13 protein-coding genes are annotated in these 12760 nt (G+C 60.6%); 3 read left to right on the forward strand and 10 right to left on the reverse strand.

Annotated features, from left to right (window positions below):
- Positions 1-64: 64 nt before the first annotated feature.
- From GSQ80_RS21040 to GSQ80_RS21050, 3 genes are all read right to left on the reverse strand, one after another.
- Positions 65-1132 (reverse strand): alpha/beta fold hydrolase, encoded by a 1068-nt coding sequence (locus tag GSQ80_RS21040; RefSeq protein ID WP_216850507.1) that lies wholly within the window; start codon positions 1130-1132, stop codon positions 65-67.
- A gap of 3 nt (positions 1133-1135) precedes the next feature.
- Positions 1136-1624, reverse strand: a complete 489-nt coding sequence (locus GSQ80_RS21045; RefSeq protein ID WP_158789614.1) for a hypothetical protein — start codon at positions 1622-1624, stop codon at positions 1136-1138.
- A gap of 125 nt (positions 1625-1749) precedes the next feature.
- A complete protein-coding gene (locus GSQ80_RS21050; RefSeq protein ID WP_158789615.1) occupies positions 1750-2316 on the reverse strand; it encodes a hypothetical protein in 567 nt (188 codons plus the stop codon).
- 103 nt (positions 2317-2419) lie between these two features.
- Here GSQ80_RS21050 and GSQ80_RS21055 point away from each other — a divergent pair, with 103 nt between their 5' ends.
- Positions 2420-2995, forward strand: a complete 576-nt coding sequence (locus tag GSQ80_RS21055) for a polyhydroxyalkanoate synthesis regulator DNA-binding domain-containing protein (RefSeq protein ID WP_158789616.1) — start codon at positions 2420-2422, stop codon at positions 2993-2995.
- Positions 2996-3108: 113 nt separating this feature from the next.
- Here the strand turns inward: GSQ80_RS21055 and bamD are convergent, their stop codons facing one another.
- Together bamD and rpe are read right to left on the reverse strand one after the other, a co-directional pair.
- Positions 3109-4974, reverse strand: a complete 1866-nt coding sequence (bamD, locus tag GSQ80_RS21060) for an outer membrane protein assembly factor BamD (protein ID WP_158789617.1) — start codon at positions 4972-4974, stop codon at positions 3109-3111.
- Between the two features lie 165 nt (positions 4975-5139).
- Positions 5140-5802, reverse strand: a complete 663-nt coding sequence (rpe, locus tag GSQ80_RS21065; protein WP_158789618.1) for a ribulose-phosphate 3-epimerase — start codon at positions 5800-5802, stop codon at positions 5140-5142.
- A 48-nt stretch (positions 5803-5850) separates the two neighbouring features.
- On the opposite strand from rpe, the gene GSQ80_RS21070 reads away from it, so the two are divergent.
- Complete coding sequence (locus tag GSQ80_RS21070) at positions 5851-6153, forward strand: antibiotic biosynthesis monooxygenase (protein WP_158789619.1); 303 nt, start codon at positions 5851-5853, stop codon at positions 6151-6153.
- Here the strand turns inward: GSQ80_RS21070 and GSQ80_RS21075 are convergent.
- The 4 genes from GSQ80_RS21075 to tldD form a co-directional block, all read right to left on the reverse strand.
- Complete coding sequence (locus GSQ80_RS21075) at positions 6150-7589, reverse strand: excinuclease ABC subunit C (protein ID WP_254059831.1); 1440 nt, start codon at positions 7587-7589, stop codon at positions 6150-6152. The two genes, GSQ80_RS21070 and GSQ80_RS21075, sit on opposite strands and share 4 nt — an antisense overlap.
- Before the next feature lie 71 nt (positions 7590-7660).
- Complete coding sequence (locus GSQ80_RS21080) at positions 7661-9091, reverse strand: TldD/PmbA family protein (RefSeq protein ID WP_158789621.1); 1431 nt, start codon at positions 9089-9091, stop codon at positions 7661-7663.
- Positions 9092-9128: 37 nt separating this feature from the next.
- On the reverse strand, positions 9129-9446 hold the full coding sequence (locus GSQ80_RS21085; protein WP_158789622.1) for a hypothetical protein: 318 nt from the start codon (positions 9444-9446) through the stop codon (positions 9129-9131).
- 74 nt (positions 9447-9520) lie between these two features.
- The gene (tldD, locus tag GSQ80_RS21090) at positions 9521-10984 is read right to left on the reverse strand and encodes a metalloprotease TldD (protein WP_158789623.1); all 1464 of its coding nucleotides are present in this window, start codon (positions 10982-10984) and stop codon (positions 9521-9523) included.
- Between the two features lie 59 nt (positions 10985-11043).
- Here tldD and GSQ80_RS21095 point away from each other — a divergent pair, with 59 nt between their 5' ends.
- Entirely contained in the window at positions 11044-12219 is a 1176-nt protein-coding gene (locus GSQ80_RS21095) for an acyltransferase (RefSeq protein ID WP_254059832.1), read from the forward strand.
- Here GSQ80_RS21095 and GSQ80_RS21100 read toward each other — a convergent pair.
- Positions 12216-12760 (reverse strand): glycoside hydrolase domain-containing protein (locus GSQ80_RS21100; protein WP_158789624.1); only part of this gene is annotated, 545 nt, incomplete at its 5' end. The two genes, GSQ80_RS21095 and GSQ80_RS21100, sit on opposite strands and share 4 nt — an antisense overlap.

A 12760-nucleotide genomic window follows, 5' to 3' on the forward strand; every position in this document is an offset into this window, starting at 1 on the left:
GATTCCTAAGCGGCGGAACTAAGTAACAACGGCCGGCAGTCGGAAATTAGACTACCGGCCGTTATCAATTGGAGCGCGGTGCGAGCCATTGCTCGATGTGCGGCCAGGTGCGTTTGTGTGCGCTATTACCAGCCATGATGCCGATATGGCCTCCGTGGACGCGATAAACTTCCTTGTCGCGACTGCCCACTTTGGCCAGGAGAGTCTCTGACTGGCAAGGCGGCGTGATGTGATCGCCCTCTGCGATGACGGTCAAGAGGTTGGCCCGCAGCTGGCTCAAATTTACTCGTTCGCCACGGATCATAAGTTCGCCCGTCATCAATCGGTTGTTGCGATACAAATCGACGATGAGTTGCCGGAAGGCCCCTCCTGCCATCGGAATATTGTCGCTGACCCAGGTGTACATGGCATGCCAGTTCTCAACGATCTGAGGATTATCGAGATTGTCCCAAAGCTTGAGATAGTTCCCGATATAGTTCTCGACCGGCTTTAGTGCCTTGGCGCCGTAGTCGATCATTTCCGGGGGCATGTTGCCAAACGTTGCGAGAACCTTGTCAACATCAAAGTACTTCTCATCGGTCATGCGGCCGAAAGTCAATTTCTCTTTTTGTGAGAAGTCGAGGGGTGCGGTCAGCAGAATCAGGTTACGCAGACCGTCGTCGGGTCTCAAAGCAGCGTAAATTGTCGTCAGAATCGCGCCGATGCACCATCCAAGAACACTCACTTCCTCAACGCCTGATAGGGCTTTAATCTTGCGAATTGCCCTGGGCATGTACTCCAGCGTGTAGTCGTCGAACTTCAGATGTTTGTCCTCAGGACCCGGAACGCCCCAGTCCAACAAGTACACGTCGAAGCCTTGTCCGACAAGGTACTCGACGAAACTATGACCGGGCCGAAGGTCGAGAATATCGGGTCGATTCATCAGCGCAAAGATCAACAACAGGGGAATGCGGTGGCGGTCCTTCTCGGGGACAGCGGGGATGTAGCGGTAGAGTTTCGCCTTATTCAGCGTCCAAACCAATTCCTTGGGTGTCTGGGCGATAGGCGCCTTCGAGGTCATCACCCTGGTGACGGTCTTCAACTGCTCTTCAAGAATAGTGAACTGGTCCATTGCAACCGGTGCCTGTAGCATGGTCTACCTTGTTACCTTTCTCGGATTGCGCCGCACTGGCTTGGCAGTCGTGGTGCGCTTAGAAGTTCCACCGGCCCGAAGCGCTGTCTGCTTTTGTGTGGTCTTCCTGGCAGCCTTTGGAGCCCTGGCTTTCGCGGACGTAGCCGGCTTGCTGCTGTCGAGTAGCTTTTCGATGCGGTCCAGCTTGGCATCCAGGTTGTCCAGTAGCAGTTCAACATTCGCGAATCGCCCCGACAGGCCCATAAAATCGGCGCTCGTGGGCATATTGAGCTGTTGGAGCATCTTCAACATCGCCTTCTCTGTTGGCTCCTTTAACGGAGCAGCAACGGCCAGAAATCCATCCAACGCCGCACCGGATGCCTTTGCATAGCCTTCACTGTTGACCGTTTCGATCAGGTTCTTCGACCAGATTTCCAGATATGCATCCCGCAATTCGCGGAATTTCTCCGTAGGATCCTGCTGTTTCGTGGCTTCCGCCTCTGCTTCACTCATCAAATTCCTCCACTCAATGCGTCGAGCCTATACCCGATGGCAGCCCCGGAGCAGTGACCACGTTCACGTTGCTGTGGTTCCTGCGCCGGGCTGCTTTCAGGTAAGCAACCCTCAAATCAAAGGGTTTACGCGCTCCGCCTCGAAGCGAAGTTCAATATGTTCTTCTGGCTTTCGACGAGGGTATCGAATCCGTGCTGCATCGAATCGGCAGCTGCCTCGGCTGGAGTTCCTGCTACGCCAGACTGCTTCTTGAATGTGTCGATAACCGTCTTGGTCTGCGCGGCCGAGAACTCAATCGCGCTCTTCTGTGCCACGGCTGCGCGTTCCACGGATTCGTGTACGAACGTCGTTACGGCATCGGTTGCGCTCGCAACCGAGTTGATCCGTTCATTGGCAAGCGCGGTCAGTGTCTGGCTCTGTTCCAGAGCGAGGTCGATTGCGCCCTTTTGCAGGTCGACGAATTGTCCAAAGGCATTGCCGATCAGATCGAGAACGCTGGGTACGGGGGTGCCCGGTACGATCTGGGCAATCTTCTTCCACGCGCCAATGAGATCGGTGTTCTGCTGCAGGGCCAGGTCGAGGCCATTCTTCTGCGCTTCCGCGAGACGCTCCACGTTCTTTGTGTATACGGCTGTGATGGTTTCGGCTACCTCTGTCTGCTTATCTTCTACGCTGGTGACTTTACGGGCCATATCATTCTCCTCAAGACTGCCTGCTGCGATATATGCTGCAGTGCAGCATGAACCAATGCTACTCCGTATTGAAAGCGTGTCAAGGGGTAAGATAGGAAAATATATGGAGACTAAAGCTGTTCTCATCAAGAAGTACGAAAACCGGCGCCTTTACGATACGACCAACAGCCGCTATGTGAACCTCGATGAGGTGGCTCAAATGCTGCAGCGCGGCGAGGATGTAAAGGTGGTCGACGCCGCCACCGGCGAAGACATTACACGTCTGATCCTGACCCAGATCATCGTTGAGGATGCCAAGACAACGGATTCCAACTTCCCCATGGATGTTCTGCGACAGATGGTCATTGCGTCGGGGAAGGCGGGCCAGGAAGGCACCCTCAAGTACATGAAGTCGATCCTCGACTTTTATCAAGACACGTACCGCGTGATGACCCCGCCAGTGAATCCGTTCGACTTCATGTCGGGACAGCCGGTCGGACGCCGTGGTGGCGCGGCTCCCACCCGCACGACTGCGACCGATCGCGCCGCGGAAGCCCCCCGCACCCCGCCCATAGCGGCAGTCGGCGCCGAGGAAGTTGCGGAAATGAAACGACGCCTCGCAGAACTCGAAGAAGTCGTCTCCCGCATCGCTCCAAAGCCGTCACCCCGCAAGAAGAAAGCTCGCAAGCCGGTCACCTAATCCGGACGCATTCGACCACTGCAGGCTGATCACTACAGACCCCAAAAAGTGTAAAGCCCTCTTCTATAGAGGGCTTTACGCATAAGAGACAACAGCAGACCAAATGGTATCGACTAGAACGGGTTCAGCTTATCCAGACCCTTCTTGGGCTTCTTCTTGCTGGAGCTCTCGTCGTTCTTGTCTTCCTTGGGGGCCTTGGTCTTCTTCTTCTTGCCATTGGCCGTGGGGGGAGGGGGTGTCGCGCCCGGAGCGGTTGTGTGGCCTTCCGCCTCATTCACCTGATCGGGAGCATCCGCAGCCTTTTCGACTGGCGGCAACGCTGTGTTCGCCGCCTTAGGCATGGGCAGACCGTAGTTTGGATCCTGGGCGCCGGTGGCGGCGGGCCGGTCGCTGGCCCCCGTGCCGGTTGCAGGAGCTTCGCTGCCGGGGGTTACGACTTCCGCGCCGATACCGGTGCCGGAGTCGCTCGGGGTCGGTGTGGATCCAGGCTCAACCACAGTGACGGTCTTGTCAGCGTTATCTGCTGCTGCCCCGCCGCTCTCGCTGGGTACATCTTCAAGCGTGGGTGCCGCAGCCGTTGCGGGTGCCGCCGGTGCTGCGGAGGTTTCTTTCTCGCCGCCCGCCGCCGGTGTAGAAGCGGCCGCCACGGGCTGCTTGGCGCCAGGATTCGGATCGAAGGCGTCCCTGTAGTCCGCCATCAACTCCTTCATGACCACGGGCGCCGTAGTCGGCGTCGGATCCTGAAGCGTTGGCATGCCCATTCGAGCTGCGGTAACGGTATCCGGCTCGCGAAGGAAGAGAAGTTCGATGCGCTTCTGCAGGTTGTACTGCGCGCGGCTGCTTTCAAGCTCCTCGCTCAACGCTTCCTGTTCCTTGGTGGGAGTAGGAATCGGCAAGTTCATGCCGGTGAGGCGCTCTTTAGCATCCTCCACGTGAGGAGCAGCGGAGTGGTACAGCACGACGCGACGGTAATCCTCGGCAGCCTTGCTGTCGTAGTCCTCCAGCAGGCGTCCCTTGGCGCCTTCAGGAAGGCAGCGGGTTCCGGGCGGTAGCTTCTTGGTGCAGACAACCTCGCTGCGGACCACGGCTGCTTCCGCCTCGTACGCATCACCAATGCCGATCAGCACATCGTCCATGTGGCTATACAACGGGTAGGTATCCACCACCGTCTGGTAGCGCGCGATCGAGGCGGGCCAGTTGGCGTGGGTCGCGTAGAAAGCGCCCAGATCGGCTTCACGATCGGCCAGAACCTCCTGGACCTCGCGAAGCTTCTGACGGGCGTCGTCGAGAATCGGCTTCGGCGCATCCGGATACTGCTTGAGCATGGTGCGGTATTCCGCCTCAGCATGCGTCGCCTTGGAGTAGTCGCGGTCCGGAACGTCCATCTGCTTGAAGTAAATGTCGCCGATGCGCAGCTGCGCTTCCGCGGCTTCGGGCACGTTGGGGAAGAAGGTGATGAAGTCGCGATATTCCTGCTCAGCTTCAGTGAGCGCTGCGCTGCCGCCCTCCTTGTACCAGGCGTCCGCAACTGCGAGCTTGGCGCGCATCATGTACTGCGAGTCAGGATAGGTATCGAGCAGGGTCTGGAGGTCGAGGCGGCCAATATCGTAGTGGCCGCTGGCAATCTGCGCCACGGCCTTGTCATACAGCTGCTTATCCGGCAGCTGCTGATCCTTGCCGATCAGCGGGTTGTACTTGGCTTCCTTCTTCTGCTCGGCCTTGGTGTCCTTGGTCGCCACGACGCGCTCGGACTTGGCGATCTTGGGCTTCTTCTTCTTGACCGGCGTGTTGCTCAGCGTGACGTCAGCCTGCGCGGGCGGGGCTGTCGTTGTCGGCGTAGTCTGGGCGTTCTGGTCAACGGGCGATGCCGTGGTCGCGTCCTGCGCCTTCAGCGCGGGGGTTCCAGCCAATAGCGCAGCAACCGCGAGGCCCGCGAGCAGGCCCATCTGGTTGCTGGGGGAAAAACTGCGAATCTTCATGCCCATCAAAACTCCATCTGCTCTGCGGCGTGGCCGCGAATTCCATCCATTGTGCGGTGGATACCACCAATTCCATCTTCCCTGCGGCGGCGTCAAGACCAGTCTCTATTCTATCTGGCGAAGTGCCAGGACCGCATCCGTGGGGTCGGTTTCTTCGTTTGCTGTTTAGCTTGCCGCGCGGGCTACGCGCAGGAAGTCGCGGGCGTTCTCCTCAGTCTTGCCTGGTTGAAAGATGGCGGACCCGGCGACGAGCATGTCCGCTCCTGCTTCGACGACACTCGCCACCGTATCGTGAGCGATCCCGCCGTCAACTTCGATCCGATAATTCAGGCCCAGCTCGTGGCGAAGGCGGCGCAGGTGCGCAATCCGCTCGACCGAACGCGGGAGAAACTTTTGGCCGCCAAAGCCCGGATTCACGCTCATCACCAGCACATGATGCACCATCGAAAGGACTTCCGAGAGCATCTCGACCGGCGTGGCAGGGTTGATCACCACGCCCGGAAGCATGCCGTGGTCCCGAATCAGCTGCAGCGTACGGTTCAGATGGCGGCAGGCCTCGACCTGGACCGACACCATGTCGGCGCCCGCCTCGGCAAAGGCTGGGATGAATTCGTCGGGGTTCTCGATCATCAGGTGGCAATCGAGCGGCAGGCTGGTGACCGGCCGAATAGCCTTGACGACCGGCGGCCCGAACGTAATGTTGGGGACAAAGTGGCCGTCCATGACGTCGACGTGGACGATGGTGCCGCCGCCGGCGGTCGCGCGGCCGATCTCGTCGGCCAGATGCGCAAAGTCTGCGGCCAGGATGGAAAATGCCAGTTCAATCATCAGGAGTTCAGTTTAGCAGCGTGGGCGCGCCTGTCGTATGCTGAGGCGGTGTATACGATTGCCTGGCAGTTCACGGTGGAGCAGCGGCATGTGGACGCGTTCGTCGCGGCCTATGGTCCGGCTGGCGATTGGGCCGAGCTATTCCGGCGGGCACAAGGTTTTCGCGGCACGACGTTGCTGCGCGATGCCGCAGATCCACTCCGCTATGTGACCCTCGACCGGTGGGACTCGTTGCAAGACTTTGAACGTTTTCGCGAGGAGTTTGGGAGCGCTTACGTGGAGATGGATGCGAGGTTTGAGCGACTGACGTCAGCAGAACAATTGATCGGCAGATTCCTGGAAGAGATCTAGAGGATCTCATCCGGCGTGACAGCTTTGCGCGTACGGCTGCGCTTCGGAAGCACGGGAACTTCGCGCTCGACACCCTCACGGCCCGCATGGATGATCTTGGTCTTCAGAGCTTTTGCGGCCTCGCGGTCGGCAGGTGCAACTGGGGCGGGAGGCCCTAGCGCCACGCGTGCGGCTCCGTTGAGGAGGCGGCGGATCGGCCAGGAGCCATCTGGATTCGGAAGTAAAACTTCGCCAGAGCGCTGCTTTTCCGGTCGGTAATACCAGCGGCGGAGTAGCGAGAGATAATCGCAGAACTCGGCCATGTCCGGTGTGGATTCGGTGTGCATGGCGAGCGCGTCGATGGCAGCGCGGGCGCGATCTTCGGGCGTCAAGAGAGTGGGTGCGGCAGCCTCAGGCTCGGACTCGAGCGGTACCGGCGCGAGCATCAGTGGCTGCGCGAACAGACTGCTGCCGACGGCGGTCTGCTCGCGAACAGCGCGAACCCCCAGCGTTGAGAGTCGCTCCGGTCCGCAAAGCTGGCCGTGCTCGAAGAGAAAGACGGCGGCTGCTTCCGGTCGCGGCTCATCCTCGAGCGGCGCGGCCTCCTGCAGGATCAGCGCGCGCAATTGGTCGATGGGGCGAACAAGCTCGTCGGCAAGAAGCGAGGCTGCGCGGACTTTCTCCCACTGCTTATGCAGCGCGGCCGCGCCTTCGAAGTCCATTGCTTCGCTGGCAGCGTCGCGCTTGGCGCCGATTTCGTCCAGCAGGGATTGCCCCCGGGTGAGGAAGAAATCAAAGACCCTCTGCGCCTCGCGCGCGTACTGTTCGGGAGTGCAGGCCTGCGGGTTGCCCTCTTTGCATGGCTGCATGCACTTGTTCATCTCGCCATACACGCAGCCGGGGTGCTCGGGATAAGGTTCGAGATCTTCATAGCATCGGCGCAGCAGGAAGAGGTCGAGTACGGCGTCGCAAGTTCGTTCGGCGGCAGCGCGCGAATGGAAGGGACCGAAGGATTCGCCGAGGGATTTCCTGCTGAGGCGATTGGTGGAATAAACACGCGGATGCGGATGCGACATCGTGATGCGCAGGACATACGGCGCATGCAACCGCAGCCGCTTCCGCGCTTCCTCGGGACCAAAAGCAGAGCGTGCGGCGCGATAGAGCAAGAGCGTCGATTCAAAATCAGAGCCGGTGCGTGTCCACTCGATCCAATGAATCCGCGCACGCAGATTCAGGCGTTTCGAAGGCACCGGGTGGCCATTTTCATCGAGCACCTCGGGGGGCGCTAGCAGCCGGCGCAATCGCCGACGAAGGTCTGCAGCGCGCGTGAGGTAGGGCTCGGCAGCAGGATCGGCGCCGCGCAATGCGAAGACGCCAGGCGCCGCTGGAATGCTGCGCAGCAGCTCGTCGGAGCTCTCGGGGAGGAACTCTGCTCGGCGTTCGAAAGCGAAGGGCACGGCCACAGCTTGGATTCTAGCCGGGTTGCGGGACTCTCGACGCGTTGCGGGATTTTAGAGGTTACGCGGAGTTAACTGCCGGCGACCGTCATGCCATCGACGCGCACTGTCGGTACAGCGCCCGAGCCGCGGAATTCCAAATCGTTGCCGATGGCGACCACGTTGCGGAAGATGTCTTTCAGATTGCCGGCGATCGTGATCTGCTCGACCGGGTAGGCAAGCTCGCCATTCTCGATCCACAGGCCACTCGCGCCGACAGAGTAGTCCCCGGTGACCAGGTTCACACCGTGGCCCATCGTCTGCAGAACATATAGCCCGGAGGAAACGCCGCCGATCACCTGCTCAGGCGTAAGCACGCCGGGTTCTAGAAAATAATTGCCGCCACCAATCCCGGGAGCGCCGGCCAGCCCGCGCGAGGCCTTGCCCGTCGATTGCATATTGAGCTTGCGCGCAGTGTAGGTGTTCAGCATGAGGTGCTTGAGGACCCCGCGCTCGATCACCACTGTGCGGCGCGTTGGCAAGCCGTCGCCGTCGAAGGGCGAGGTGCCGAAGCCTCCGACGCGCAAGTGCGTCCCGTCCTCTAAATCATGATCAAAGACCATCGTGCCGTCGTCGATCATCGTGATGTTCTCGCCCGCGACCTGCTCGCCGAGCTTCCCGGAGAACATGCTCGAATTTCTGTAGATCGAGTCGCCATCCGCAGCGGCCAGCAGGTTTCCCATCAGGCCACGCGCAACTTCTGGCGCGAACACGACGGGGCAGCGTTGCGTTGGAACCGGCCGCGCGCCGAGCCGGCGAAGCGCGCGCTGCGCCGCGATCCGACCAATGGCTTCAGGGCTTTCGAGCAACTTCGCCGTGCGTGCCGAGGAGTACCAGAAGTCGCGCTGCATGGCGCCGCTCGCATCTTGCGCGATCGGCGTAACCGAAAAGCCGCAGTAACTGCTGCGATACTCGCCCGAGAATCCACGCGAGTTGGTCATGAAACGACGCAGCGTGCTGGCGTCGAAGTCTGCGCCCGACGAGTTCTGGATGCGCGTGTCATACGCCATGGCAGCGGCTTCGCAGCCACGAGCAATCTCGATGCGCTCGGCAGGCGTGATCGCGTCTACATCATTGAAATAAAGTGCCAGCGCGGCGACATCATTGGAGCCGAAGGCCTCGCGCTCAGGAAGCCCAGCGAAGGGATCGACGCCGGTGACGCGCGCGAGTTGTACAGCCGACTCGATGATGCGCGTGACCCCCTCAGGCGAGAGGTCGCTGGTGGAGGTGCTGGCCGTGCGGCTTCCTGTGCCTTCAGCAAACAGGACTCGCAGACCAAGCGCGCGCGAACCCGACTCGGTTAGCTGCTCGACCTGCCCGAGCCGCACATTGACGTGGAACTCTTCGCTCTCCACGGCCACCACTTCGGCGTCCGTGGCGCCGAGCGCCAGAGCGCGTGCGACGGCCTGCTCGGCAAGCTGCTTCAGATCGGTGGCGTACGCTGCGTTTGCGGTCGTGCTCAACGTGATCTCCTCAAGCGCCCATCAGCCCCGTAGCCGCTTAGGCTACCGGCGTACCAGACAAGCGGGTTGCGCGGCCATCCGCGGCCGCATGGAAGCGTGCGCCAACCGGGCAGTGCTCGGAGTCGCTCTTCAGCTTGTGCTCAACGTGCGAGACAGCACCAGGCGTGTGGCGCTTGTGCAGCTTCAGCGGGCCGTGGCACTCCTTGCAGCGAAACTCGGTGTCGCCATCGAGGATCGCATCGGCGACAGTCTTCACCTTCCAGAACGGTTCATAGCCCCCGCCCGCGCGCACGCGGCGGCGTTTCACTTCGCACTCGTAAAGCTTCTCAGGAGTGATTGCAACTTTGGTAGCCATAGTCTTCCTTCTTGTTGCGGTTGAGAGTGCGTGGGAAGTTCTGGTCCTGTGTGCAGTTCTAAGTCGAAAAATTCTTAGTGACCCGTGCCGCCTACCGTCATGCGGTCCAGCTTGATCGTCGGCATGCCAACTCCGACAGGAACGCTTTGGCCGGCCTTACCACACGTGCCGACCCCTTCGTCGAGCGCCAGATCATTGCCAACCATCGATACATACTTCAGCGCTTCGGGCCCGTTGCCGATCAGCGTTGCGCCCTTGACCGGCGCGGTTACGACGCCGTCCTCAATCAGGTACGCCTCACTCGCCGTAAAGACAAATTTGCCGCTCGTAATATCTACCTGGCCGCCGCCAAAGTTCACAGCGTACAGACCACGCTTCACCGACTTCAAAATGTCGCCGGGCTCATCCTCGCCGTTCAGCATGTAGGTATTCGTCATGCGCGGCATGGGGATTGACTGATAGCTCTCGCGGCGTCCGCTGCCGGTGTTCGGCATGTCCATCAGGCGCGAGCTGAGCTTGTCCGACAGATAGCCGCGCAAGATCCCCTTCTCGATCAGTACCGTCTCCTGCGTGGCATTGCCTTCATCGTCCACGTTGATGGAGCCACGCCGGCCCGGCATGCGGCCGTTGTCGACCACCGTCACCTTCGATGACGCAACCTGCTGCCCGATGAGTCCGGCAAACGCTGAAGTTTTCTTGCGATTGAAATCTGCTTCGAGGCCATGGCCGACAGCTTCGTGGAGGAGGACGCCGGGCCAGCCCGGTCCGAGCACAACTTCCATCTCGCCAGCCGGAGCCGCGATCGCGCCAAGCTGCAGGATGGCCGTTCGCGCAGCCTCGCGTGCAAAATGCTCAGGAGACTTATTCCCCTCAAAGAAATCGAGTGTGATGCGTCCGCCACCGCCGCTGGTGCCTCGCGCGGTGTTGGTCGCGTCTTTAGCAATGACCGCGACATTGAGGCGAGCTAGCGGCTGGGTATCCGAGGCGTACGTGCCATCGGAGGCAGCGATCAAAATCCGGCGCAGCTCGTCATTAATCGAAGCCCTAACCTGCGTGATACGGGAATCGTAGTCGCGGGCCGCCTTGTTGGCGCGCTCGATCAGCTTGAGCTTCTCAGCGATCTCAGCGTCCGCGGTCACGCCCGTAACAGGGTAGAGCGAAGGTGTTCGCGTCTCGTTAAAGCCCTGCACACGCTGGGTTTGCGGGCCGTTGGCAATGAGTGCCGCTGTGCGCGCGGCCTTCAGCAGGCGCTCGGGGCTGAGGTCGTCAGTGTAGGCGTAGCCGGTCCGCTCGCCGGATAAAACGCGAATCCCGCAGCCCACGCTGATGCCTTGCGCAGCGGTCTTGACGATGCCTTCGTCCATACCCAGCGATGTCGAGGTGACCGCTTCGAAGTAAAGATCGGCGAACTCGCCACCTGCCGAAAGCGCCTCTCCGAGGCAGCGTTCCAGAAGCCGCTCGGTGAGTCCGAGATGGGTCAGGAAGTAACGCTTATGGTCCGGGGCGTCAGATGAAAGAAGGTTTGGGGCGGAGGCCATTAACCTAATTGTAGTCTTATAACACCCGAAACCCCCACTCCGACGTGACCAAACGCATCTTGACTGCAAATTTATTCTCGAATAACCGGCTTCCTGGCCCCAATCGGCTTCCGGGATTAGATACTCTCCGCGCGCTGGCCATCATCGTGGTCATGGCCTTCCATCTGGATGGTCTGCTACCCGACATAGTCGGTCCCGTTGAGCGCTACGGGTGGATGGGCGTGGACTTGTTTTTCGTGCTCAGCGGTTATCTGATTGGGTCGCAACTGCTTAAGGGCGTGCGTGACGGTCGAGGCATTTCGCTGCTTGATTTCTATCGCAAGCGCGCCTATCGGATCCTGCCGGCGTATCTGGTCGTGCTGGCGCTCTATGTCTTCTGGCCGCTGTGGCGTGAGGCCCCGGGAATCTCCCCGCTGTGGCAGTTCCTCACCTTCACCGAAAACTTCTTCGTCGACTACTCCGTCAACCACGCCTTCTCGCACGTCTGGTCGCTGTGCGTGGAAGAGCACTTCTATCTGCTGCTGCCCTTGATCGTGCTCGTCCTATCGCGGAGAGCTGCGGCCTGGAAGACCATCACCGTCCTGGCGTTCTTCGTCGCGCTCGGCCTCGCGATTCGCAGCTACGAGTACTTCCATGTTCTTCTGCCGATGGGCCGCGATAGCGACGATTTCAGTGTGCGTTACATTGAACGCATCTACTATCCGACCTATACGCGGCTCGACGGGTTGCTGGCAGGCGTGGCGCTGGCGCTGATGCGAATATTTCGCCCGGGCTGGTGGTCTGCGATCCTCAAGCGGGCAAACTGGCTGCTCGGCGGTGGCATCGCGCTGATGGCCCTTACCCTTTGGATCTTTGCCGATCGCCTCGGTCCCACCGGCACCGTGATTGGGTTTCCGCTGATGGCCATCGCGCTGGCCATGCTGGTGATGGCTGCAGCCGACAGGCGATCGTGGTTTGGAAGAGTGCGCATACCCGGCGCCAGGCTGGTTGCTACCCTCGCGTACAGCTTGTACCTCACGCATAAGGAGATCGCGCATCTGGATGTGCTCTGGCTTCCGAAGGTGATGGACGCGCGTGATTGGAAGACAGTCGGCGTTCTCGTGGTAAGTTGTCTCGCGGCCGCTGCTCTCTTCTACGTAACCATTGAGCGACCGTTCCTCGCCTTGCGCGATCGCCGCGAGGGACGCGCCGTTGCGAACCTCGACCAGGAAGCGCTCATCGAGCCGGCGCTCTAGCGGCCGTGCGAGGGGTCAGCGCTATTGGCCAGATCCATGTCGAGCAAAACCGTGGGAACCCCGGGAGCATAGCAGTTACCGTCAGCAGCGTAGGTGCTGCTACAGGCCTGTGTCAGCTCCGGCCGGCGCGGCGACTGCGAGTATTGCCACGCGACCAGCTCGCCGCCCGGACTGAGCGTGATCACGCCGGCGCTCGACAGCGGCTTCGCATTCACAGTGCATCCCGGCGCGGGCGGGCAAGTATCCTGCGCATCGAACATGGCGATTGGATGCAGGTGATTTTTGATGACGTGCCCGCGGATGTCCTCAATGGTTGTGATGGTCTGGCCGGGGCCATTAGGAACGGGTTGGCCACTGGCGTAGACGCCGGGACGATAGTCACTGGACGCCACCGCCTCCGTCCACGCGAGCAGGTAAGCGGCTTGCTCATCCAGCAGAATCCCTCCCTCTTCCTGGTCGAGGAAAATGATCGTGTGCGCCGGGAAACCCTCGCTGTGTGCTGCGGCGATGGCCACAGCGGCGTCCTTGCGCGCAAGTTGGG

The sequence above is a fragment of the Granulicella sp. L46 genome, from assembly GCF_009765785.1.
Taxonomy (GTDB): Bacteria; Acidobacteriota; Terriglobia; order Terriglobales; family Acidobacteriaceae; genus Granulicella.